A 23,003-nucleotide genomic window follows, 5' to 3' on the forward strand; every position below is an offset into this window, starting at 1 on the left:
CCCATCTCTCCCGAACAACTCAAGCAAGCTGGGAATAAGAGCATGAACTATGCCCTGCTGAAGACCGTCAACAGCCCGTCCGATCTGCGTCGCCTGCCGCGCGCCGATCTCAACAAGCTGGCCGACGAATTGCGCGCCTATGTGCTGGAGTCAGTCTCGAAGACCGGTGGTCATCTGGGCTCCAATCTGGGCACGGTGGAACTGACCATCGCGCTGCACTATGTGTTCAACACGCCGCATGACCGCCTGGTCTGGGATGTGGGTCACCAGACCTATCCGCACAAGGTGCTGACCGGCCGCCGCGAGGCCATGGCCAGCCTGCGCCAGCTCGGTGGCATCAGCGGCTTCCCGCGCCGCGACGAGAGCGAGTACGACACCTTCGGCACGGGGCACTCCAGCACCTCGATCTCCGCCGCCCATGGCATGGCCATGGCTGCCAAGCTCAAGGGCGAGGACCGCAAGGCCGTGGCCATCATCGGCGACGGCTCCATGACGGCCGGCATGGCCTTTGAGGCGCTGAACAACGCCGGCGTGGCCCATGGTGGCCTGCTGGGGGATGTGCTGGTGGTGCTGAACGACAACGATATGTCAATCAGCCCGCCGGTGGGCGCCCTCAACAAGTATCTGGCCCGCTTGATGAGCGGCAAGTTTTACGCCGCGGCCCGCGAGGGCGCCAAGTCGGTGCTGAAGAACACGCCGCTCTACGAGTTTGCGCGTCGCTTCGAGGAGCACACCAAGGGCATGGTCGTGCCCGGCACCATCTTCGAGGAATTTGGCTTCAACTATGTAGGCCCCATCGACGGCCACGATCTGGACGCCCTGATCCCCACGCTGGAGAACCTGCGCGACAAGAAGGGCCCGCAGTTCCTGCATGTGGTGACCAAGAAGGGCGCCGGCTACAAGCTGGCCGAGGCCGATCCGGTCAAGTACCACGCGGCTTCGGGCAAGTTCGATCCGGCCGTGGGTTTTGTCAAGCCGGCCACGCCGCCCAAGCCCACCTTCACCCAGATCTTCGGCGAGTGGCTGTGCGATATGGCCGAGCAAGACCAGCGCCTGGTGGGCATCACGCCCGCCATGCGCGAGGGCTCGGGCATGGTGGACTTCCACAAGCGCTTCCCGACCCGTTATCACGATGTGGGCATCGCCGAGCAGCACTCGGTCACCTTCGCCGCCGGCCTGGCCTGCGAAGGGCTCAAGCCGGTGGTGGCGATCTACTCCACCTTCCTGCAGCGCGCCTACGACCAACTGGTCCATGATGTGGCCATCCAGAATCTGCCGGTGCTGTTTGCCCTGGACCGCGCCGGTCTGGTGGGCGCCGACGGCGCCACGCATGCCGGCAACTACGACATCGCCTACACCCGCTGCATTCCCAATATGGCGGTGCTGACCCCGGCCGACGAGAACGAGTGCCGTCAGGCCCTGTTCACCGGCTTCCAGCACAACGGGCCCGTCACGGTGCGTTACCCGCGCGGCAGCGGCGTGGGCAGCGTGGTGCAAAAAGAGATGCAGGCCCTGCCCTGGGGCAAGGGCGAGGTGCGCCGTCCAGGCTCACGCATTGCCATCCTGGCCTTCGGCACCCTGCTGTACCCGGCACTCAAGGCCGCCGAGGCCCTGGACGCGACGGTGGCGAATATGCGCTTCGTCAAGCCGCTGGACACGGCCCTGGTGGCCGAACTGGCGCGCACGCACGAGGCCATCGTCACGGTGGAAGACAGCTGCCTGATGGGCGGTGCGGGTTCTGCCGTGCTGGAAGCCCTGCAGGCCGCCGGCCTGAATGTGCCGGTGCTGCAGCTGGGCCTGCCCGACGAGTTCATCGAGCATGGCGACCCGGCCAAGCTGATGAGCCAGTGCGGCCTGGACGCTGCCGGCATCGAGCAGAGCATCCTCAAGCGCTTTGGCGCTCGCCCGGCCCTGGTGCGCGCGGCGAATCAGTAAGCGACGGGCCCCTCCAGGGCCTGATCCAGCTGGGCGGCCAGCGTCTGCGCCGTGAGGCGCAGGCTGGCCAGCAAGGCCAGCGCCAGGGGCTGGGCCGGCCGGAACTCCGGCAGCAAGGCCTGCACCCGAAAAGGCACCGAGACCCCGAAGCGCCGCAGGCGCAGACCCGGCCCCGCGCAGGCCAGGGCCGTGAGCGGGTTCACCACCGTCAGGCCCAGGCCCTGCTGCACCAATGCGCAGACGGCCACGGCGCTGTGCGTTTCCAGCCGCAGCCGCCGCGCCACCCCGGCCGCGCCGAAGATCGCATCCAGCTGCTGCCGGTAGGGATCTTCCGGCGAGAGGCTGACGAAGTCCTCCCCCGCAAAATCCGCCGGCGTCAGGCAGGGCTTGGCCAGCAGGCGGTGGCCGGCGGGCAGCACGCAGACCTCGTCCAGGGCCAGCAGCGCCTCGCTGCGCGTGCCCGGGGCCGAGAGGCCCGATTCCGACAGGCCCAGATCGAAGCGCTGCGCCCCCATCCATTCCTCCAGCAGGGGCGATTCCTGGGGTGTGATCGCCAGCTCGGCCGCCGGGTGCTGGCGCAGAAAGTCCGCGCACGCGGCGGGTAGCAAGGCATGGCTCAGGGCTGGCAGGCAGAGTACCGACAGCCGCGAGGCCGCCTCCGCGCGCCCCAGCTGCGAGGCCCGCTCCAGCACCCGACCCAGCCCCTGGAAGCTGCGCTGCACCTCGTCGAACAGGGCCAGGGCGCGGGTATTGGGCCGCAGCCGCCCGGCCTGGCGCTCGAAAAGCGCATAGCCCAGCAGCTGCTCCAGCCGCGCCAGCTCGCGGCTCACCGTGGGCTGGCTGCTGTGCAGCAGGGCGGCGGCGCCGGTGACGCTGCCGGCCGTCATCACGGCACGGAAGACCTCGATATGGCGGTGGCTGATGCTCATGGGCTAAACCATATCAGGATTGAATTGATTGAAGAAATCAAAGCATTTGATTGAATGGTTGGGTGCGGGCATGCTGGCGCTCATCAAAAATCCTGCCCGGTCTGCACCATGCCCCGTCCCGTCTCCGCCCCCCTGCTCTGGAATCTGGCCGAACGCTTCGGCACCCCGCTATGGGTTTATGACGCGGCCCTCATCCGCAGCCGCATCGCGGCGCTCCAGGCCTTCGACACTATCCGCTTCGCGCAGAAGGCCTGCTCCAACACCCATATCCTCAAGCTGATGCGCGAGCAGGGTGTGAAGGTGGATGCCGTCTCGCGCGGCGAGATCCTGCGCGCCCTGGCCGCCGGCTACCGCGCCGGGGCGGATGGCGAGATCGTCTTCACCGCCGATCTGCTGGACCGCGAGACCCTGGCCACCGTGGCCGAGCACCGCGTGCCGGTGAATGCCGGCTCCATCGATATGCTGGGCCAGCTGGCCGCTGTCTCGCCCGGCCATCCGGTCTGGCTGCGCATCAACCCGGGCTTCGGCCATGGCCACAGCAACAAGACCAATACCGGCGGCGAGCACAGCAAGCACGGCATCTGGCACAGCGAGCTGGGCGCCGCGCTGGACGTGATCCGCGCCCAGGGCCTGAAGCTGGTCGGCCTGCACATGCACATCGGCTCGGGCGTGGACTACGGCCATCTGGCCCAGGTCTGCGGTGCCATGGTGGATCTGGTGCGCCAAGCCCAGGAGGCCGGCCACGATCTGCAGGCCATCTCGGCCGGCGGCGGGCTCTCCATTCCCTACCGTGAGGGTGGGGCGGTGATCGACACGGCGCATTACTTCGGCCTCTGGGATGCGGCCCGCAAGCAGGCCGAGGCCCTGCTGGGCCATGGCCTGCATCTGGAGATCGAGCCAGGCCGCTTCCTGGTGGCCGAGGCCGGTCTGCTGCTGGCCGAGGTGCGCGCCACCAAGAACGCGGGCGCCAACCATTTCGTGCTGGTGGATGCCGGCTTCAACGAGCTGATGCGCCCCGCCATGTACGGCGCCTTCCACGCCATGGAGATCCTGCCGCGCGACGGCGTGGCGCGCGCCAGTCGGCCCAGCGTGGTGGCCGGGCCGCTGTGCGAGTCGGGCGATGTTTTCACCCAGGAGGACGGCGGCGTGGTGGTGCCGCGCGCGCTGGCCGAGGCCCGGGTGGGTGATCTGCTGCTGATCCATGACACCGGGGCCTATGGCGCCTCCATGTCCAGCAACTACAACAGCCGGCCCCTGATCGCCGAGGTGCTGGTGGAGGGCGATGACCCGGCCACCGCCCGGCTGATCCGTCGCCGTCAGACCGTGGAAGAGCTGCTGGCGCTGGAGGCCGGGCTCTGAGGCTGTGCCTGCCGCGGCGCTTGATTGAGGGAATTCGCAGGGTGGTGCGCGCCCAATAGGCGCAGGCAATCGGGGTGATTTGATTAAACAACCCTGTGGGGGATGGGCCATCGATATGATTCAGCCCATTCTTTCAACCCACAGCGGAGTGCATACATGTCCCTGATCAACACCCAAGTCCAGCCCTTCAAGGCCCAAGCTTTCCACAACGGCAAGTTCATCGAGGTGACCGAGCAGTCCCTGAAGGGCAAGTGGTCCGTGCTGATCTTCATGCCGGCCGCCTTCACCTTCAACTGCCCCACCGAAGTGGAAGACGCTGCCGAGCACTACGCCGAGTTCCAGAAGGCCGACACCGAGGTCTACATCGTCACCACCGACACGCACTTCTCGCACAAGGTGTGGCACGAGACCAGCCCGGCCGTGGGCAAGGCCAAGTTCCCCCTGGTTGGTGACCCGACCCACGCTCTGACCAACGCCTTCGGCGTGCACATTCCGGAAGAAGGCCTGGCCCTGCGTGGCACCTTCGTGATCAACCCGGAAGGCGTGATCAAGACCGCCGAGATCCATTCCAACGAGATCGCCCGCGACGTCAAGGAAACCCTGCGCAAGCTCAAGGCTGCCCAGTACACCGCCAAGAACCCCGGCCAGGTCTGCCCGGCCAAGTGGAACGAAGGCGCCAAGACCATTGCGCCGTCGCTGGACCTGGTCGGCAAGATCTAAGCCTCTTCCAGCCCACCCCGTGTTGAGGCCCGTCCTCATCACCGCCTGCAGCATTTCCGGCGGCCAGCGTGCCGCCGGGATGCCCCTGGCCGCCTGTTCGCAAAGGAGGCCAGCTCTCAAAGTCGCTTGATACAAGAAGGAAGCATCACCATGTTGGACGACACCCTGAAGACTCAGCTCAAGGCCTATCTGGAGCGCGTCACCCTGCCGTTCGAGATCGAGGCTTCCCTGAGCGACTCTGAGAGCTCCCGCGAGTTGCAGCAACTGCTGCAGGACATCGCCGCGATGTCCGACAAGATCACGCTGAAGCTGGACGGTCAGGACGCCCGTCGCCCTTCCTTCAGCCTCATGCGCACCGGTACCGAACAAAGCCTGCGCTTTGCCGCCATCCCCCTGGGCCATGAGTTCACCTCCCTGGTGCTGGCCCTGCTGTGGACCGGTGGCCACCCGCCCAAGGTCGAGCCCGAGCTCATCGAGCAGATCAAGAGCCTGGACGGCGACTACGCCTTCGAGGTGTATATGAGCCTGTCCTGCCACAACTGCCCGGACGTGGTGCAGGCCTTGTCCCTGATGTCGGTGCTCAACCCCAAGGTCAAGACCGTGGTGATCGACGGCGCCCTGTTCCAGGACGAGGTCAATGCCCGCGAGATCATGGCCGTGCCCTCGGTCTACCTGAACGGCCAGGTTTTCGGCTCCGGCCGCATGAGCGTGGAAGAGATCGTGGCCAAGCTGGATACCGGCGCGGCGGCCCGCGACGCCGCCAAGCTCTCCGCCAAGGAGGCCTTCGATGTGCTGATCGTTGGCGGCGGCCCGGCCGGCGCGGCCGCGGCGGTCTATGCCGCCCGCAAGGGCATCCGCACCGGCGTGGCGGCCGAGCGCTTCGGCGGCCAGGTCAACGACACCCTGGCCATCGAGAACTACATCTCGGTGCTGGAGACCGATGGCCCCAAGTTCGCCATGGCCCTGGAGTCCCACGTCAAGCACTATGGCGTGGACATCATGAACCTGCAGCGCGCAGACAAGCTCATCCCTGCCAGCGAGCCCGGCGGCCTCATCGAGGTGCAGCTGGCCAATGGCGGCGTGCTCAAGAGCAAGACCGTGATCCTCTCCACCGGTGCGCGCTGGCGCAATGTCAATGTGCCCGGCGAGCAGGAGTACAAGAACAAGGGCGTGGCCTACTGCCCGCACTGCGACGGTCCGTTGTTCAAGGGCAAGCGCGTGGCGGTGATTGGTGGCGGCAACTCCGGCGTGGAAGCGGCCATCGACCTGGCCGGCATCGTGGCCCATGTCACCCTGCTGGAATTCGGCGAGCAGCTGCGTGCCGACGCGGTGCTGGTGAAGAAGCTTGAAAGCCTGCCCAATGTCACCATCCACACCAATGCCCAGACCACCGAGTTCACCGGAGAGGGCGGCAAGCTTAATGGTCTGAACTACACCGACCGCGCCACCGGTGAAGCCAAGCGCCTCGAACTGGAGGGCGTGTTCGTGCAGATCGGCCTGGTGCCCAACACCGAATGGCTCAAGGGCACGGTGGAGCTGTCCAAGTTCGGCGAGATCATCGTCAACGCCAAGGGTGAAACCTCGGTGCCGGGCGTGTTTGCGGCCGGTGATGCGACGACCGTGCCTTACAAGCAGATCGTGATCGCGGCGGGCGACGGTGCTAAGGCGGCGCTTTCGGCCTTCGATCATCTGATCCGCCACTGATTAGCCGTTGTCGCGGGGGGGCGTACGCTTCCCGCAGCCAGAAGCCAAAAAGCGCCCCGCGGGGCGCTTTTGCATGCGTGCTCAGCCTCGGTATCCCAATGCCTGCGAGATCTGCGAGGCGGTCTCCTTGAGCCGGGCCAGCCAGCCTTCTTCCAGGCGGTCGGCCGGGGCCGAGATGGAGAGGCCGGCCACCAGCTTGCCCTGGTCGTCGTAAATGCCGGCAGCCATGCAGCGCACGCCCAGCTCCAGCTCCTCGTCGTCCCGCGAGAGGCCGCGCTGGCGGATCAGGGCCAGCTCGCGCTCCAGGGCGCCGATCTCGGTGAGGCTGTTCTTGGTGTGGCCGGCCAGGCCGGTGCGGGTGGCGTAGGCACGCACCCGCTGCGGGTCGTCGCTGGCCAGAAAGAGCTTGCCCACCGAAGTCAGGTGCAGGGGGGCGCGGCCGCCCACGGCGCGCACGACCTGCATGCCCGAGCGCTCGCTGTAGGTGCGCTCGATATAGACGATCTCGTCGCCCTGGCGCACCGAGAGATTGACCGGCTGGTGGGTGAATTTGTGCAGCTCGCGCATGGGCGAGAGCGCCGCGTCGCGCACATCCAGGCGGGCCTTCACCAGATTGCCCAGCTCCAGCAGGCGCATGCCCAGGCGGTAGCTGCCGGCCTCCGGCCGGTCGACGAAGCGACCTATGGCCAGGTCGTTGAGAATGCGGTGCGCGGTGGAGGGGTGCAGGCCGGTGGCCTCGCTGATCTGCTTGAGTGACACGGGATCCTGATGGCTGGCCAAGACGTCCAGCAGCGCGAAGCTGCGTTCCAGCACCTGGATGGCGGGCGTTTGCCCCTCTTTGCTCTTCATGGCCCTGCTTGTGTGTTGTTTTCTTCTGCTGTCATGGCCCGGCCGTATCCTGGGACAGGCGGGCTTTCCATGGATGTTTGATTGTGCGGGATTCTGAGTCGATTTTGCATGGCGAAATGCTGCGCCGCATCATTGTGTTGTTTGCAGGTGCCGCCCTGTTCCTGCTGATGGGGCCCGCGCGGGCTCAGCAGGAACCGAGCTGGCTGCGCCTGCCCCAGCCCCAAGGCCGTCTGGTGGCGGCCGATATCGCCGTGGTGATCAATCGCCAGGACCCCTATTCGGTGGCGGTGGGTGCGGAGTATGCGAAGAAGCGCGGCCTCGCGCCCCAGCAGCTGATCACGCTTGATCTGCCGCGCCAGGCGGTGCTGAGCCCGGCCGAGTTCGAGGCCTTCAAGACCCAGCTGGACGAGCGCCTGGGCCCCCAGGTGCAGGCCCTGGTGCTGGCCTGGAGCCAGCCCTATGCCGTGGCCTGCAACTCGATCACCGGCGCCCTGGCTCTGGGCTTCCAGCCCGAGCTGTGCAAGAACAGCTGCGCGGCCTCCAAGCCCTCACCCTATCCGGCCTACACGGGGCACAAGCCCTTCAGCGATCTGGGCCTGCGCCCGGCCATGCTGCTGGCGGCGCGTTCGGTGGAGAGCGCCAAGGCCCTGATCGAGCGCGGCCTGGCGGCCGACCGCTCCCTGCTGGAGCGCGGCACGCCGCCGGTGCAGGCCGTGTTTGCCGCCACCGAGGACAAGGCCCGCAATGTGCGCGAGCCCCTGTTTCCACCCGAGAGCCGGCTCTGGGCCCATGGCCTGCAGACCCGGCGCGTGGCCCAGGCGGCCCTGCCCGAGCTCAGCGAGGTGCTGCTCTTCCAGACCGGTCTGGCGCGGGTGGAGGGGCTGGAGCGCATCCCCTTCATCCCCGGCGCCCTGGCCGACCACCTGACCTCGCTGGGCGGCCAGCTGGAGCGCAGCAGCGGCCCGCAGATGAGCGCGCTGGACTGGATCGAGGCGGGTGCCACGGCCAGCCACGGCGCCGTGAGCGAGCCCTGCAACCATCTGCAGAAGTTCCCGCATCCGCAGCTGCTGCTGTTGAACTATCTGCAGGGCCAGAGCGCCCTCGAAGCCTATTGGCGCAGCGTGCTGTGGCCGGGGCAGAGCGTGTTCGTGGGCGAACCCCTGGCGGCGCCCTACGGCCGCGCCCCGCGCTGAAGAAGCGCAGCTCGGCCTCAGCCTGCCAGCACGGCCTGCGCGGCCGCGCGGCCCGAGCGCACCGCGCCCTCCAGCGTGGCCGGGTAGGGGCCGTCCACATAGTCGCCCGCGGCCCAGAGGCCCGGGGCCACGGCCGCGGCCGGGCGTTGCAGGCCCGGGGTGCAGGCAAAGGTGGCGCGCTTCTCGGCCAGGCAGCGCAGCAGGGTGGGTGGGCTGCGCCAGGCCAGCGCCGCCTGGGCCTGGGCCAGCACGGCCGCGCCGGTGGCCTCCAGGCCGCGCGCCACCCAGGGCGCGGCGCCGCTGATCACAAAGGCAAAGCGCCCCGGTGCATGGCCCAGCTGACCCAGGTCGAAGGCGAACTGGGCGGGCTGCTCCGCGCTCTCATGCAGGGCGACCATGGGCGCGGGCAGGGCGCTGCCGGGGCTCTCCAGATAGACGGTGACGATGGGCTCGAAGCGCAGGGCCGCAGCACGCGCCGCCCAGTCCGGCGCCAGCGGTGCGGCCAGGCGCGCCGCCTCGCCGGCGCTGCAGGCCAGGATCACGGCATCAAAAGCTTCGCCGTCCAGGCGCGGGCCAGCCTCCAGCCGGCTGATGCGGCGCTGCCAGTGCAGCGTGGCATCGCGGGCCTCCAGCCAGGCGGCGGCCGGCTCGGCCAGCAGCTCGCTCAAGGGCCGGCGCGGCAGCAGCAGATCGGCCGAGCCAGGGCCGCTGAAGAGGGCGTCGCGCAGCACGCGCAGAAAGACCTGGGCGCTGGCCTCGCGGGCCGGGGTGTTGAGCGCGGCCACGCACAGGGGATCGATCAGCTCCTGGCGCACGGCGGCGGGCAGGGCCTGGCACAGCGCGTCCACGCTCAGGCGCGGGTCGCAATCAAAGCCGTTCAGGGTCCAGCCCAGGCTGGCGCGCAGCAGGGCCAGGCGGGCGCGCCAGGGCCAGGCGCCATAGCCCAGCACCGCGCGCGCAAAGGCCGGTAGGGGCGGGCCGGGCGGCAGGCGCAGGCCCTCGTGCTGCGGGTAGCGCAGGCGCAGGGGCTTGCGCAGCAGCAGCTCGTCGGGCCGGGCGCCCACCTGGCGCATCAGGTCCAGGCTCTCGCGGTAGGCGCCGATCAGGATGTGCTGGCCATTGTCCAGGCGCGGTTCCTCGCCCCCCAGGCTGCGGGCGCGACCGCCGGGCTGACCCGCCATCTCGAAGAGGCTGACCTGCTGCCCGGCCTGGCTGAGGGTGACGGCCGCGGCCAGACCGGCCCAGCCCCCACCAACAACAGCAATCTTCATGACCGAGCGGCCGCCGCAGCCGGCAAGGGGAGGGGCATCACCGGCCTCGCCAATTGGTCTTCATCGCGATCCAGAGCTTGCGCAGCGGGGTCAGCGAGATGCGCTGCTGCAGCACCTGGAAGTTCTCGGCCTCGATCTCGCGCAGCAGGGCGCGGTAGATATTGGCCATCATCAGCCCGGGCTTCTGGGCGCGGCGATCGGCCTCGGGCAGCAGGGCCAGGGCCTCGTCGTAGAGGGCGTGGGCGCGCGCGGCCTGGAACTGCATCAGGGCTGTGAAGCGCTCGCTATAGCCCCAGGGCTTGTCGCGCTTGAGGATCTCGTGGGCCTTGACGTCGAACTGCTGCAGTTCGGAGACCGGCAGATAGATGCGGCCGCGCCGGGCGTCGTCGCCCACGTCGCGGATGATGTTGGTGAGCTGCATGGCCAGGCCCAGCTTGTGGGCATAGGCCACGGTCTGGGTGTCCGTGCGGCCGAAGATGCCCGAGGCCACCTCGCCCACCACGCCCGCCACCAGATGGCAGTAGCGCTGCAGGCCGGGATAGTCCAGGTAGCGGGTCTGGTCCAGGTCCATCTGGCAGCCCTCGATCACCGCATTCAGGTGCTCGGCGCGGATGTCATAGTCCGCCACATGGGGCATCAGGGCCTTCATCACCGGGTGCTGGGGCTGGCCGGCAAAGGCATTGGCCACCTCCTTGCGCCACCAGGCCAGCTTGGTGGCGGCCACGCCGGGGTCCTGGATCTCGTCCACCACATCGTCAACCTCGCGGCAGAAGGCGTAGAAGGCGGTGATGGCCGCGCGCCGGGGCGGCGGCAGGAAGAGAAAGGCGTAGTAAAAGCTCGAACCGCTCTTGGCCGCCTTGTCCTGGACGTATTGCTCGGGCGTCACGCCTGGCCCTCCGCAGCGCGCATGCGCAGGCTGCCCAGCAGCAGAAATGGCAGGTCCAGGGCGGTGATGCGGGGGCGGTGAATGAGGCTGGCGTGATCCATCCGACGGATTTTCTCAAGAATGCGCAGGCCGCCTTGTACCACCAGACGCAGCTCCCAGCCCGCACGCCCCGGGATGCGGTGCACCAGGGGTGCGCCTTCCAGCATCAGGGCGCGGGCCCAGTCACAGAGCTCGCGGATCAGCGCCCGTGCGGCCGGGCTGTCGCGCCCGGCCAGCAGGTCCTCGGCGCTCAGTCCGTGGCGGGCCAGATCGCCGGCCGGGGCATAGACGCGGCCGCGCGGTAGGTCGCGGCTGAAGTCCTGCCAGAAATTGATCAGCTGCAGGCTGCTGCAGATGGCATCGGAGCGGCGCAGCGAGTCGGCGTCCTGGATGCCGTAGAGGTGCAGCAGCAGGCGGCCTACCGGATCGGCCGAGCGGCGGCAGTAGTCCAGCAGTTCGGCGCGGTCGGCATAGCGGCTCTTGACCAGATCCTGCTCGAAGGCGTCCAGCAGGGCCTCCAGCAGCGGCAGGGGCAGGCGGTGGCGTGCGATCACCGGCCCCAGGGCGGCGAAGACCGGTCGCAGCCAGCGCGGGGAGGGCGCCTTTGCGGCGGCTACGGCATGAAGGTCGGCGCGATAGGCGCGCAGCGCGGCCAGGCGCTGCTCGGGGCTGTCATCGCCCTCGTCGGCCAGGTCGTCGGCACAGCGGGCGAAGTGGTAGATCGCCACCACAGCGGGGCGTAGCGCTGGCGGACACAGCCAGGACGCTACCGGGAAGTTCTCGTAGTGCTCTATGCTCACGCGGAGCATTGTCCCCGGCTTTGCCGGGCCCAAGGCAGTGAGTTCAGCTGTTTGACAGCAGCATGCTCGGCCCATACATTACTGACCGGTTAGTCAGTTGCAGAGTCCAGGCTCGGCTGGGCTCAGCCCTTTATTGAGGTTGTCCATGCCCCATGTTCTGAGGTCGGCCCGTGCCGGCGCTTGCCAGGCTTTGAGCGTCGCGCTGCTCCTGATGTTGCTTGGCTGCGGCAGGCAGTCCGCCCCCCCCGAGCCCGTGCGGGCGGTGCGCACCCAGGTGGTGACGCAAGAGAGCTCCGGACCGGTGCTCGAATACGCGGCTGAACTGAGGGCTCGTACCGAGTCGCGGCTGGCCTTTCGCGTGGGCGGCAAGCTGCAGGAGCGCCGTGTCAGTCTGGGTGATGTGGTGAAGCCCGGGCAGGTGCTGGCGCGTCTTGATGCGCAGGACCTGATGTTGGCCCAGGAGGCCGCCCGTGCCGCCATGAATGCCGCGCGGGTCAATCGCGATCAGGCCGGGGCCGATTACAAGCGCTTCATCGATCTGCATCAGCAGGGCTTCATCAGTGCCGCCGAACTTGAGCGCCGTGATGCGGTCTTCAAGGCTGCGCAGGCGCAGTTGGACCAGGCCAAAGCTCAGGCCACCGTGCAGAGCAATCAGTCGGACTACGCTCAGCTGCGCGCGGATGCTGCGGGTGTGATCACCGGTGTTCTGGCTGAACCCGGCATGGTGATCGGGGCGGGGGCGCCCGTCTTGCAGCTGGCGCATGATGGCCCGCGGGATGTCGTGTTCTCGGTGCCCGAACAGATGGTCAGTCGGCTGCGCGAGGCGGCCGGCCGGCCCGGCGCGCTGAGTGTGCGCCTGTGGGGTGGTGAGCAGGGGGCGCAAGCCATTCAGCTGCGCGAGGTTTCGGCCGCGGCCGATCCTGCGACGCGCACCTTTCTCGTGAAAGCCGATGCCGGCAAGCTCGACGCCCGCCTGGGGCAGACGGCCACGGTGCGACTGGAACTGCCCAAGCAGCACAACTTCATCAAGCTGCCCCTCAGTGCGGTGCTGGAGCAGCAGGGCAAGACCTCGGTCTGGGTGCTCGATGCCAAGAGCATGACGGTCAGGCTGCAAGCCATACGGCTGCAAGGGGCTGAGGGGAACGAGGTGCTGGTGGCCGAGGGCTTGAGTCCGGGCCAGGAGGTCGTGACGGCCGGTGTGCACGTGCTGACACCGGGGCAGAAGGTCTCGCGCTATGCCGCACCCGCGGCGGCACCGGCGGCTTCGCGCTAACTGGGGACGTCTCGCATGAACGCTTCCCCCAACACACCCTTGGCCTCGCGCTTCAATATCTCGCGCTGGGCGCTGGAGCATCCGGCCCTGACGCGCTACCTGATGGTGGTGCTGATGGTGATGGGCTTTGCCGCCTACTTTCAGCTGGGCCAGGACGAGGATCCGCCGTTTACCTTCCGGGTGATGGTCATTCAGGCTTTTTGGCCCGGGGCGACTTCGCAGCAGGTGGCGGAGCAGGTCACCGACAAAATTGAGCGCGTTCTGCAGGAGGTGCCGCATGCCGACAAGGTGCGCAGCTTCGCCAAGCCGGGCGAGTCCCTGACGGTGTTCATTCTCAAGGAGACGACTCCGCCGAGTGAGGTGGCCGGTACTTGGTACCTGGTTCGCAAGAAGATTGGCGATATGCGCCATCGCCTCCCTCAGGGGGTCATCGGCCCCATCTTCAATGACGAATTCGGTGACGTTTACGGCTCCATCCTGGCCTTGTCCGCCGATGGATTCAGCCCCGAGGAGTTGAGGGAGCATGCGGAGCGGGTGCGCTCGCGCCTGCTCAAGGTCCAGGATGTGGCCAAGGTGGAGCTGTTCGGCGTTCAGGCCGAAAAGCTCTATGTGGAGGTTTCACAGAAGCGGCTGGCCGAACTGGGCTTGGACTTCGGCCAGATCATTGCCCAGCTCTCGGCGCAGAACGCTGTGGAAGGCGCCGGCGTGCTGAATGCGGGTAGCGGCAATATCCAGCTGCGCGTCGCTGGTCAGTTCGACTCCGTGGCGGCCCTCAAGGAATTGCCCATACGTGCGGTCAACCCGGCGACGGGGCAGGCCAGCAGTCTGCGGCTGGCGGATATCGCCGAGGTGCAGCGGGGTTATGCCGATCCGCCCGGCGTGATGGTGCGTCACCAGGGTAAGGATGTGGTGGCTCTGGGCATCTCCATGGCCAAGGGCGGCGACATCATCGCCTTGGGCAAGTCGCTGCAACAGGCGGCCGAGGAGGTGAGGCGCGGTCTGCCCGCCGGCATAGAGCTGGCGCAGATTCAGGATCAACCCCAGGCGGTCACGCGCTCGGTCAACGAGTTCGTGAAGGTGCTGATCGAGGCCGTGGTGATCGTGCTGGCGGTCAGCTTCATCTCGCTGGGCCTGCACACCCGCCCTCTGCGCATTGATATCTGGCCGGGCCTGGTGGTCGCCATCACGATTCCCCTGGTGCTGGCCATCACCTTCGTGACCATGTTCTATTGGGGCGTGGGCCTGCACAAGATCTCCCTGGGCTCACTCATCATCGCCCTCGGTCTGCTGGTGGACGACGCCATCATTGCGGTGGAGATGATGGTGCGCAAGCTGGAGGAGGGCTACGACAAGATGCATGCGGCCACCTTTGCCTATGACGCAACGGCCATGCCCATGCTGACCGGCACCCTGATCACGGCCGTCGGTTTCCTGCCCATCGGCCTGGCCCAGTCGGCCACCGGTGAATACACCTTTGCCATCTTTGCGGTCACGGCGGCGGCCTTGCTGATCTCATGGATCGTGTCGGTGTATTTCGTGCCCTATCTGGGAGCGCTGCTGCTGCGCACGCATCCTGCCAAGGAGGGCGAGGCTCATGAGCTCTTCGATACGCCTTTCTACAACCGCTTCCGTGCCATGGTGCGCTGGTGCGTGGAGCATCGCTGGAAGACCATCACCGCAACCCTGCTGATCTTCGGCCTGGGTCTGTTTGGGATGAGCCGGGTCCAGCAGCAGTTCTTCCCGGACTCCAGTCGGCCCGAGATTCTGGTGGACCTGGCGCTGCCGGAAGGCAGCACCATCGAACAGACGCGCAGCGTGGCCAAGCGCTTCGAAGCACGCATGATGGCCGAGCCCGGTGTGGCCACGGTCAGCAGCTGGATTGGCAGCGGCGTGCCGCGCTTCTATCTGCCCCTGGATCAAGTCTTCCCCGCGTCGAACGTGAGCCAGGCCATCATCCTGCCCAAGGGGATGGCGGAACGCGAGGAGCTGCGCAAGCGCCTGCCGGCCCTGGTGGCGGCCGAATTTCCTGAGGCGCGCGCGCGCGTCAAGCTGCTTCCCAACGGACCGCCGGTGTCCTATCCGGTGCAGTTCCGTGTCATGGGTGACAACGTCAAGGAAGTGCGACGCTGGGCCGATCAGGCCAAGGATGTGTTGCGGGCCAATCCCAATATGCGCGGCGTGAACGACAACTGGAACGAGTCGGTCAAGGCTTTGCGCCTGGAGATTGATCAGGACAAGGCGCGGGCGCTGGGGGTGAGCAGCCAGAGCATTGCCCAATCCACCCGGACCCTGCTGTCGGGCACGCCGGTGGGCCAGTACCGCGAGGGCGACAAGCTGATCGACATCGTGCTGCGCCAGCCGCTGGCGGAGCGTGAGGCCATCACCGATCTCAGCAGCGCCTATGTGCCCACGGCCAGCGGCAAGAGCATTCCGCTCACGCAAATTGCCAAGATCGACTTTGTGTGGGAGCCCGGTGTGCTGCAGCGCGAGGGGCGCAGCTACGCTGTCACCGTGCAGGGGGATGTGGTCGATGGCATGCAGGGCGCGACCGTGAGCGCCCAGATCTGGCCCGCACTGGATGAGCTGCGGCAGAAGATGCCGCCGGGCTACACCATCGAGGTGGCGGGGGCCGTGGAAGAAAGCAGCAAGGGCCAGGGCTCGATTGCAGCCGGCGTGCCCATCATGCTGTTCATCACCTTCACCTTGCTGATGCTGCAAATGCAGAGCTTCTCGCGGGCGATGCTGGTCTTCCTGACCGGGCCTTTGGGTATTGCGGGTGTGGCGGCGGCCCTGCTGCTGCTGGACCGCCCCTTCGGCTTCGTGGCCCTGCTGGGCGTGATCGCCCTGATGGGCATGATCCAGCGCAACTCGGTGATCTTGATCGACCAGATCGAGCAGGACCGTTCCCGCGGTGTGCCGGCCTGGAGTGCCATTGTGGAGGCCGCGGTGCGGCGTTTCCGCCCTATCGTGCTGACGGCGGCGGCGGCGGTGCTGGCCATGATCCCGCTGTCGCGCTCCGTGTTCTGGGGGCCTATGGCCGTGGCCATCATGGGCGGCCTGATCGTGGCCACCGCCTTGACCTTGCTGGCCCTGCCGGCCATGTACGCCGCCTGGTTCCGGGTTGAGCGGCCAGCCGAAGCCTCGCGCTTCTGAAATTCTGAAGGATGGGGGCGGGGCAACCCTCCCCCCGGATCGGGCATTCCGGTTTGCCGCTGGGCGAAATTTCCAGCCTCCGAGCGGCTACAATCTCCGGTTTGCCGAAATGCCACAGGGCTGAGCTGGGGTTGAAAAGTCCCAGGGCAGTTCTGACACCACTCGCGCGGGTGGCGAAATTGGTAGACGCACCAGGTTTAGGTCCTGACGCCTTCACGGGCGTGCCGGTTCGAGTCCGGCCCCGCGCACCATCACTTTGATTGTCTGAGTCAACTATGGCCGTTACCGTCGAAACCCTCGAAAAGCTCGAACGCCGCATCACGCTCACGCTGGCGGCCGCTGACATCAACAGCGAAGTCGAGACCCGTCTGAAGAAGCTGGCCCGCACCGTCAAGGCCGACGGCTTCCGTCCCGGCAAGGTGCCCATGAGCGTCGTGGCCCAGCGCTACGGCTACTCGGTCCAGTACGAAGTCATGAACGACAAGCTGGGCCAGGCCTTCCAGAACGCCGCCAACGAAGCCCAGCTGCGCGTGGCCGGCATGCCCCGCATCGCCCAGAAGGACAATGCCGCCGAAGGCGAAATGGCCTTCGACGCCACCTTCGAGGTCTATCCGGAAGTCAAGATCGGCGATCTGGCCGCGGCCGAGGTCGAGCGCGTCTCCAGCGATGTGACCGAAGAGGCCATCGACAAGACCGTCGAGATCCTGCGCAAGCAGCGTCGCACCTTCGCCCAGCGCGCCGCTGCCGATGCGGCTGTTGATGGCGACCGCGTCAGCATCGACTTCGAAGGCAAGATCGATGGCGAGCCCTTCGCCGGCGGCAAGGCCGACGGTTTCCAGTTCATCCTGGGCGAAGGCCAGATGCTGGAAGCCTTTGAGAAGGCCGTGCGCGGCATGAAGGCCGGCGAGAGCAAGACCTTCCCCCTGGCCTTCCCCGAGGATTACCACGGCAAGGACGTGGCCGGCAAGGAAGCCGACTTCCTGGTGACCCTCAAGAAGATCGAGGCCCAGCACCTGCCCGAAGTCAATGAAGCCTTCGCCAAGAGCCTGGGCATCAAGGACGGCACCGTCGAGGCCCTGCGCGCCGACATCAAGAAGAACCTGGAGCGCGAGGTCAAGTTCCGCGTGCTGGCCCGCAACAAGGCTGCCGTGATGGACGCCCTGGTGGCCGCTGCCGAGCTGGACATCCCCAACGCCCTGGTCGCCGGTGAAACCGAGCGCATGGTCGCCGCTGCCCGCGAAGACCTGAAGAAGCGTGGCATCAAGGACGCCGACAAGGCCCCGATCCCTGAGGAACTGTTCAAGCCCCAGGCCGAGAAGCGCGTGCGCCTGGGTCTGGTCGTCGCCGAGCTGGTGCGTGCCAACAATCTGCAAGCCAAGCCCGAGCAGCTGCAGGCCCATATCGAAGAGCTGTCGCAGAGCTACGAGAAGCCGGCCGAGGTGGTGCGCTGGTACCTGAGCGACCGTGAGCGTCTGGCCGAGGTCGAGGCCGTGGTGATCGAGAACAACGTCACCGAGTTCGTGCTGGGCAAGGCCAAGATCAGCGACAAGGCGCTGCCCTTCGACGAGCTGATGGCCACGGCCGGCTGATCCTGCGGATCCTGCTGCCGGACAGAAGGCGCCGCGCCGCGAGGCCGGCGCCTTTTTCCTTGGCGTCGAGGGGCACCGCCAAGACGACATAATCGAGCTTCACAAGTGCATTGAGGAACTCATGAGCGCGCTGGAAACAAGCAATCTGGGCATGGTGCCCATCGTCATTGAACAGTCGGGCCGCGGCGAGCGCGCCTACGACATCTACAGCCGCCTGCTGCGCGAGCGCATCATCTTCCTCGTCGGCCCGGTCAACGATGCCGTGGCCAATCTGGTGGTCGCGCAGATGCTGTTCCTGGAGAGCGAGAACCCCGACAAGGACATCTCGCTCTACATCAACTCGCCGGGTGGCAGCGTCTCGGCCGGCATGTCGATCTTCGACACCATGAACTTCATCAAGCCGGATGTGTCCACCCTGTGCATGGGCATGGCGGCCAGCATGGGCGCCTTCCTGCTGTCGGCCGGCACCAAGGGCAAGCGTTTTGCCCTGCCCAATAGCAAGATCATGATCCACCAGCCCCTGGGCGGTGCCCAGGGTCAGGCCACGGACATCGAGATCCATGCCCGCGAGATCCTCAAGACCCGCGATCAGCTCAACCGCATCCTGGCCGAGCGCACCGGCCAGAGTCTGGAGAAGATCCAGGCGGACACCGAGCGCGACTACTTTATGTCGGCCGACGAGGCACAGAGCTACGGGCTGGTGGACCAGGTGGTCACCCAGCGCGGCTGAAGCCATTTCTCGCCGTTAAAGAACGCCGAACCCGGGCCTTTTTGCGCCAAGGCCCCGGGCGGCGTTTGAACTATCATCATCCTCAGGCATACGCCCGAACCCTTTAAGCAGATCCATGGCCGAGAAAAAAGGCAACTCCAGCGAAAAAGTCCTGTACTGCTCCTTCTGCGGCAAGAGCCAGCATGAGGTGAAGAAGCTCATTGCCGGCCCGTCCGTGTTCATCTGCGATGAGTGCATCGAGCTGTGCAACGACATCATTCGCGATGAGGTGCCGGCCGACGCGCCGGCCGCGCGCGCCAGCAAGTCCGATCTGCCCGTGCCCAGCGAGATCAAGAGCAGTCTGGACAACTATGTGATCGGCCAGGACGTGGCCAAGCGCACGCTCTCGGTGGCGGTCTACAACCACTACAAGCGTCTGCGCCACATGTCCGCGGGTGGCAACAAGGAGGGCGTTGAGCTCTCCAAGAGCAATATCCTGCTGATCGGCCCCACGGGCTCCGGCAAGACCTTGCTGGCCCAGACCCTGGCCCGCCTGCTGAACGTGCCCTTCGTGATCGCCGACGCGACCACGCTGACCGAGGCAGGCTATGTGGGCGAGGATGTCGAGAACATCATCCAGAAGTTGCTGCAGAACTGCAATTACGACGTGGAGCGTGCCCAGCGCGGCATCGTCTACATCGACGAAATCGACAAGATCAGCCGAAAGGCCGACAACCCCTCCATCACCCGCGATGTGTCGGGCGAGGGCGTGCAGCAGGCCCTGCTGAAGCTGGTGGAAGGCACCATGGCCAGCGTGCCCCCGCAAGGCGGCCGCAAGCATCCCAACCAGGACTTCCTGCAGATCGACACGACCAATATCCTGTTCATCTGCGGCGGCGCCTTCGACGGCCTGGAGAAGGTGATCCAGAACCGCTCCGAGAAGTCCGGCATCGGCTTCGGCGCCACGGTCAAGAGCAAGAGCGAGCGTCGCGTCTCCGAGGTCTTCCGCGAGGTGGAGCCCGAGGATCTGATCAAGTTCGGCCTGATCCCCGAGCTGGTGGGCCGTCTGCCCGTGGTCGCCACCCTGGGTGAGCTGACCGAGGACGCCCTGGTGCAGATCCTGACCGAGCCCAAGAACGCCCTGGTCAAGCAGTATCAGCAGCTCTTCGATATGGACGGCGTGGAGCTGGAAGTGCGCCCCTCTGCCCTGGGCGCCATCGCCCGCAAGGCCCTGGCGCGCAAGACCGGTGCCCGCGGTCTGCGCTCCATCATGGAGCATGCGCTGATCGACACCATGTTCGAACTGCCCGCCCTCGACGGCGTGGCCAAGGTGGTGCTGGACGAGCACAACATCGAAGAAGACGCCAAGCCCCTGCTGGTTTACCGCGAACAGGCCAAGGCCAGCGCCTAAGCTGTATCCATCCGACCGATCCCATCCATTCGGCGTCTTGTAATCGCCCGCTCAGGCTCCATGTGGGCCTGAGAAAGAGAGGTTTTCATGTCCGGTCATCCCGTTCTGCCTGCCGAACCCATCACCCTGCCGCTGCTGCCGCTGCGCGATGTGGTGGTGTTCCCGCATATGGTGATTCCGCTCTTCGTGGGGCGCCCCAAGTCCATCAAGGCGCTGGAGGCGGCCATGGAGGCCGGTCGCCAGATCATGCTGGTGGCCCAGAAGGCCGCCGGCAAGGATGAGCCCAAGGCCGACGATATGTTCGAGGTCGGCTGCGTCTCCAGCATCCTGCAGATGCTCAAGCTGCCCGACGGCACCGTGAAGGTGCTGGTCGAGGGCCTGCAGCGCGCCACCACCCAGACCATCACCGACGGCGAAGAACACTTCACCGCCGAGGTGCTGCCCATCCCGCCGGAGAGCGAGACCCGTTCCGAGGTCGAGGCCCTGCGTCGTGCGGTGACCCAGCAGTTCGACCAGTACGTCAAGCTCAACAAGAAGATCCCGCCCGAGATCCTCACCAGCATCGCCGGCATCGACGATGCGGGTCGCCTGGCCGACACCATTGCCGCCCACCTGCCGCTCAAGCTCGACGCCAAGCAGTCGGTGCTGGACCTCTCCGATGTGGCCAAGCGCCTGGAGAAGCTGCTGGACCTGCTGGAGCATGAGGTCGACATCCTGCAGGTGGAAAAGCGCATCCGCGGTCGCGTCAAGCGCCAGATGGAGAAGAGCCAGCGCGAGTACTACCTGAACGAGCAGGTCAAGGCCATCCAGAAGGAGCTCGGCGACGGCGAAGAAGGCGCCGATATGGAGGAGCTGGACAAGAAGATCCAGGCCGCCCGCATGCCCAAGGAAGCGCGCAAGAAGGCCGACAGCGAGCTCAAGAAGCTCAAGCTGATGTCGCCCATGTCCGCCGAAGCCACGGTGGTGCGCAACTACATCGAGACCCTGGTCAACCTGCCCTGGAGCAAGAAGACCAAGATCAAGCACGACCTGGCCAATGCCGAGGCCGTGCTCAACGAGGACCACTACGGCCTGGACAAGGTCAAGGAACGCATCCTCGAGTACCTCGCGGTGCAGCAGCGCGTGGACAAGGTCAAGGCCCCCATCCTCTGCCTGGTGGGCCCCCCGGGCGTGGGCAAGACCTCGCTGGGTCAGAGCGTGGCGCGCGCCACCGGCCGCAAGTTCGTGCGCATGGCCCTGGGCGGCGTGCGTGACGAGGCCGAGATCCGTGGTCACCGCCGCACCTATATCGGCTCCATGCCGGGCAAGGTGCTGCAGAGCCTGACCAAGGTGGGCACCCGCAATCCGCTGTTCCTGCTCGACGAGATCGACAAGCTGGGCATGGACTTCCGCGGCGATCCGTCCTCGGCCCTGCTGGAGGTGCTGGACCCTGAGCAGAACCACACCTTTGCCGATCATTACATCGAGGTGGACTTCGACCTCAGCGATGTGATGTTCGTGGCCACCTCGAACTCGCTGAACATTCCGCCGGCCCTGCTGGACCGCATGGAAGTGATTCGCCTCTCGGGCTATACCGAGGACGAGAAGGTCAATATCGCCCAGCGCTATCTGTTGCCCAAGCAGCGCAAGAACAACGGCGTGCTGGACGAGGAGATGGAAGTCACCGAGTCCGCCATCCGCGGCATGATCCGCTACTACACGCGGGAAGCCGGCGTTCGCTCGCTGGAGCGCGAGGTCTCCAAGATCTGCCGCAAGGTGGTCAAGGGCCTGCAGCTCAAGACCTACGAGGGCAAGGTCCAGGTCACCGAGGACAACCTCAACGAGTTCCTGGGCGTGCGCAAGTACGACTTCGGCCGCGCCGAGAAGAAGAACCAGGTGGGCCAGGTGGTTGGTCTGGCCTGGACCGAGGTGGGCGGCGATCTGCTGACCATCGAGGCCACGGCCATGCCGGGCAAGGGCAACATCATCCGCACCGGCTCGCTGGGCGATGTGATGAAGGAGTCCGTCGAGGCGGCGCGCACCGTGGTGCGCTCGCGGGCCCGCCTGCTGGGCATCAAGGACGAGCTCTTCGAGAAGCGCGACATCCATATCCACGTGCCCGATGGCGCCACGCCCAAGGATGGCCCCAGCGCCGGCGCGGCCATGACCACCGCCTTCGTCTCCACCTTGACGGGCATCCCGGTGCGCGCCGATGTGGCCATGACCGGCGAGATCACCCTGCGCGGCGAGGTGACGGCCATCGGTGGCCTCAAGGAGAAGCTGCTGGCGGCCCACCGTGGCGGCATCAAGACCGTGCTGATCCCGGAAGAGAACGTCAAGGACCTCCAGGACATTCCCGAGAACGTCAAGAACCAGCTCGAAATCGTGCCGGTGCGCTGGATCGATCGGGTGCTGGAAGTGGCCCTGGAGGCGGCACCCCAGCCCCTGCCGGAAGAGGAGGCCACAGCCGCCGCTGCGGTGGCCGAGGCCAAGCCGGCCGAAGCCGCCAAGACCGGCGATTCGCTCAAGCACTGAGCCCACAGAGCGCGAGACTCTTGCTGAAAATGAGCGAAAGTCTTGCGCGGCTCCAAAAAATTGGTATAGAATCTCGGCTTCAGCGCAAACGGCGCAGTAAACAAAGCGGCGACGCAAGTCAAAGCAGAGTTTTCAGCGAGCAGTGCGTTGATTGCTGAAAAGCAATGCGGGTGTAGCTCAGTTGGTAGAGCGCAACCTTGCCAAGGTTGAGGTCACGAGTTCGAGCCTCGTTACCCGCTCCAGGCATATCAATGGGAAGCCCCGGCTTCCCATTTTCATCAGACCCACCAAAGCTGATGAAGAAAACACAATTTGAGTTCTAAGGCGCGGTAGCAAAGCGGTTATGCCCCGGATTGCAAATCCGGTTAGTCCGGTTCGACTCCGGACCGCGCCTCCAAGAAATCAATGCGGGTGTAGCTCAGTTGGTAGAGCGCAACCTTGCCAAGGTTGAGGTCACGAGTTCGAGCCTCGTTACCCGCTCCATAAACACCGGTTCGCGCCGGGTTGACGCACCAAACGTCGACGAAATGCGGGTGTAGCTCAGTTGGTAGAGCGCAACCTTGCCAAGGTTGAGGTCACGAGTTCGAGCCTCGTTACCCGCTCCAAAATCAAAGGGAAGTCTTAGGACTTCCCTTTTTCTTTGGGCGCCTCCCTGCGCAGAGATAATGC

Annotated in this window: 16 protein-coding genes and 5 tRNA genes; 16 read left to right on the top strand and 5 right to left on the bottom strand. The window is 66.3% G+C overall.

Annotation, left to right across the window (positions count from 1 at the left end; genetic code table 11):
- Positions 1-42: 42 nt before the first annotated feature.
- A complete protein-coding gene (dxs, locus tag DFR39_RS05005; protein ID WP_133602465.1) occupies positions 43-1,935 on the top strand; it encodes a 1-deoxy-D-xylulose-5-phosphate synthase in 1,893 nt (630 codons plus the stop codon).
- On the opposite strand, the gene DFR39_RS05010 is transcribed toward dxs, so the two are convergent.
- Positions 1,929-2,864 carry a LysR family transcriptional regulator gene (locus DFR39_RS05010; protein WP_133602466.1) on the bottom strand — a complete coding sequence of 312 codons (936 nt, stop codon included), beginning with the start codon at positions 2,862-2,864 and terminating at the stop codon, positions 1,929-1,931. The two genes, dxs and DFR39_RS05010, sit on opposite strands and share 7 nt — an antisense overlap.
- 108 nt (positions 2,865-2,972) lie before the next feature.
- On the opposite strand from DFR39_RS05010, the gene lysA reads away from it, so the two are divergent.
- The 3 genes from lysA to ahpF all read left to right on the top strand — a co-directional run bounded on the left by lysA (position 2,973) and on the right by ahpF (position 6,647).
- The gene (gene lysA / locus DFR39_RS05015; protein WP_133602467.1) at positions 2,973-4,223 is read left to right on the top strand and encodes a diaminopimelate decarboxylase; all 1,251 of its coding nucleotides are present in this window, start codon (positions 2,973-2,975) and stop codon (positions 4,221-4,223) included.
- 156 nt (positions 4,224-4,379) lie between these two features.
- On the top strand, positions 4,380-4,943 hold the full coding sequence (gene ahpC / locus DFR39_RS05020; protein WP_133602468.1) for an alkyl hydroperoxide reductase subunit C: 564 nt from the start codon (positions 4,380-4,382) through the stop codon (positions 4,941-4,943).
- A 150-nt stretch (positions 4,944-5,093) separates the two neighbouring features.
- The gene (gene ahpF, locus DFR39_RS05025; protein ID WP_133602469.1) at positions 5,094-6,647 is read left to right on the top strand and encodes an alkyl hydroperoxide reductase subunit F; all 1,554 of its coding nucleotides are present in this window, start codon (positions 5,094-5,096) and stop codon (positions 6,645-6,647) included.
- A gap of 81 nt (positions 6,648-6,728) precedes the next feature.
- Here ahpF and DFR39_RS05030 read toward each other — a convergent pair whose 3' ends face one another.
- Positions 6,729-7,496 carry an IclR family transcriptional regulator gene (locus DFR39_RS05030; protein WP_133602470.1) on the bottom strand — a complete coding sequence of 256 codons (768 nt, stop codon included), beginning with the start codon at positions 7,494-7,496 and terminating at the stop codon, positions 6,729-6,731.
- 116 nt (positions 7,497-7,612) lie between these two features.
- Between DFR39_RS05030 and DFR39_RS05035 the strand changes: the two genes are divergently transcribed.
- On the top strand, positions 7,613-8,689 hold the full coding sequence (locus tag DFR39_RS05035) for a TIGR03790 family protein (RefSeq protein WP_246030699.1): 1,077 nt from the start codon (positions 7,613-7,615) through the stop codon (positions 8,687-8,689).
- Positions 8,690-8,706: 17 nt separating this feature from the next.
- On the opposite strand, the gene hpnE is transcribed toward DFR39_RS05035, so the two are convergent.
- From hpnE to hpnC, 3 genes are read right to left on the bottom strand one after another with little or no spacing between them, the layout of a single operon-like run.
- Positions 8,707-9,960: a hydroxysqualene dehydroxylase HpnE gene (gene hpnE, locus DFR39_RS05040; RefSeq protein ID WP_133602471.1), complete on the bottom strand. Its 1,254-nt coding sequence runs from the start codon at positions 9,958-9,960 to the stop codon at positions 8,707-8,709.
- A 37-nt stretch (positions 9,961-9,997) separates the two neighbouring features.
- Positions 9,998-10,846 carry a presqualene diphosphate synthase HpnD gene (gene hpnD, locus DFR39_RS05045; protein WP_133602472.1) on the bottom strand — a complete coding sequence of 283 codons (849 nt, stop codon included), beginning with the start codon at positions 10,844-10,846 and terminating at the stop codon, positions 9,998-10,000.
- Positions 10,843-11,694, bottom strand: coding sequence for a squalene synthase HpnC (hpnC, locus tag DFR39_RS05050; RefSeq protein WP_133602473.1), 852 nt, complete (start codon positions 11,692-11,694; stop codon positions 10,843-10,845). The genes hpnD and hpnC overlap by 4 nt, the downstream gene beginning before the upstream one ends.
- 136 nt (positions 11,695-11,830) lie before the next feature.
- On the opposite strand from hpnC, the gene DFR39_RS05055 reads away from it, so the two are divergent.
- The 11 genes from DFR39_RS05055 to DFR39_RS05105 all read left to right on the top strand — a co-directional run bounded on the left by DFR39_RS05055 (position 11,831) and on the right by DFR39_RS05105 (position 22,939).
- Positions 11,831-12,958, top strand: coding sequence for an efflux RND transporter periplasmic adaptor subunit (locus tag DFR39_RS05055; RefSeq protein ID WP_246030700.1), 1,128 nt, complete (start codon positions 11,831-11,833; stop codon positions 12,956-12,958).
- 15 nt (positions 12,959-12,973) lie between these two features.
- On the top strand, positions 12,974-16,111 hold the full coding sequence (locus DFR39_RS05060; protein ID WP_133602474.1) for an efflux RND transporter permease subunit: 3,138 nt from the start codon (positions 12,974-12,976) through the stop codon (positions 16,109-16,111).
- Positions 16,112-16,275: 164 nt separating this feature from the next.
- Positions 16,276-16,362, top strand: a tRNA-Leu gene (locus DFR39_RS05065).
- Between the two features lie 24 nt (positions 16,363-16,386).
- Entirely contained in the window at positions 16,387-17,700 is a 1,314-nt protein-coding gene (gene tig, locus DFR39_RS05070) for a trigger factor (RefSeq protein WP_133602475.1), read from the top strand.
- A 121-nt stretch (positions 17,701-17,821) separates the two neighbouring features.
- Positions 17,822-18,430, top strand: coding sequence for an ATP-dependent Clp endopeptidase proteolytic subunit ClpP (gene clpP, locus DFR39_RS05075; RefSeq protein WP_133602476.1), 609 nt, complete (start codon positions 17,822-17,824; stop codon positions 18,428-18,430).
- Positions 18,431-18,545: 115 nt separating this feature from the next.
- Entirely contained in the window at positions 18,546-19,820 is a 1,275-nt protein-coding gene (clpX, locus tag DFR39_RS05080; RefSeq protein ID WP_133602477.1) for an ATP-dependent Clp protease ATP-binding subunit ClpX, read from the top strand.
- 87 nt (positions 19,821-19,907) lie between these two features.
- Positions 19,908-22,334: an endopeptidase La gene (gene lon, locus DFR39_RS05085; RefSeq protein ID WP_133602478.1), complete on the top strand. Its 2,427-nt coding sequence runs from the start codon at positions 19,908-19,910 to the stop codon at positions 22,332-22,334.
- Positions 22,335-22,500: 166 nt separating this feature from the next.
- Positions 22,501-22,576: transfer RNA gene (locus DFR39_RS05090), tRNA-Gly, on the top strand.
- Between the two features lie 81 nt (positions 22,577-22,657).
- A tRNA-Cys gene (locus DFR39_RS05095) sits at positions 22,658-22,731 on the top strand.
- A 10-nt stretch (positions 22,732-22,741) separates the two neighbouring features.
- A tRNA-Gly gene (locus DFR39_RS05100) sits at positions 22,742-22,817 on the top strand.
- 46 nt (positions 22,818-22,863) lie between these two features.
- Positions 22,864-22,939: transfer RNA gene (locus tag DFR39_RS05105), tRNA-Gly, on the top strand.
- Positions 22,940-23,003 lie beyond the last annotated feature (64 nt).

The sequence above is a fragment of the Roseateles asaccharophilus genome (genome assembly GCF_004362405.1).
GTDB lineage: Bacteria > Pseudomonadota > Gammaproteobacteria > Burkholderiales > Burkholderiaceae_C > Kinneretia > Kinneretia asaccharophila.

Coding starts and splice junctions, on each gene's coding strand:
- DFR39_RS05030 (WP_133602470.1), bottom strand. CDS start 7,496: ATGAAGAGCAAAGAGGGGCAAACGCCCGCCATCCAGGTGCTGGAACGC.
- DFR39_RS05035 (WP_246030699.1), top strand. CDS start 7,613: ATGCTGCGCCGCATCATTGTGTTGTTTGCAGGTGCCGCCCTGTTCCTG.
- DFR39_RS05010 (WP_133602466.1), bottom strand. CDS start 2,864: ATGAGCATCAGCCACCGCCATATCGAGGTCTTCCGTGCCGTGATGACG.
- dxs (WP_133602465.1), top strand. CDS start 43: ATGAACTATGCCCTGCTGAAGACCGTCAACAGCCCGTCCGATCTGCGT.
- lon (WP_133602478.1), top strand. CDS start 19,908: ATGTCCGGTCATCCCGTTCTGCCTGCCGAACCCATCACCCTGCCGCTG.
- tig (WP_133602475.1), top strand. CDS start 16,387: ATGGCCGTTACCGTCGAAACCCTCGAAAAGCTCGAACGCCGCATCACG.
- ahpC (WP_133602468.1), top strand. CDS start 4,380: ATGTCCCTGATCAACACCCAAGTCCAGCCCTTCAAGGCCCAAGCTTTC.
- hpnE (WP_133602471.1), bottom strand. CDS start 9,960: ATGAAGATTGCTGTTGTTGGTGGGGGCTGGGCCGGTCTGGCCGCGGCC.
- lysA (WP_133602467.1), top strand. CDS start 2,973: ATGCCCCGTCCCGTCTCCGCCCCCCTGCTCTGGAATCTGGCCGAACGC.
- clpX (WP_133602477.1), top strand. CDS start 18,546: ATGGCCGAGAAAAAAGGCAACTCCAGCGAAAAAGTCCTGTACTGCTCC.
- clpP (WP_133602476.1), top strand. CDS start 17,822: ATGAGCGCGCTGGAAACAAGCAATCTGGGCATGGTGCCCATCGTCATT.
- hpnC (WP_133602473.1), bottom strand. CDS start 11,694: ATGCTCCGCGTGAGCATAGAGCACTACGAGAACTTCCCGGTAGCGTCC.
- DFR39_RS05055 (WP_246030700.1), top strand. CDS start 11,831: ATGCCCCATGTTCTGAGGTCGGCCCGTGCCGGCGCTTGCCAGGCTTTG.
- ahpF (WP_133602469.1), top strand. CDS start 5,094: ATGTTGGACGACACCCTGAAGACTCAGCTCAAGGCCTATCTGGAGCGC.
- DFR39_RS05060 (WP_133602474.1), top strand. CDS start 12,974: ATGAACGCTTCCCCCAACACACCCTTGGCCTCGCGCTTCAATATCTCG.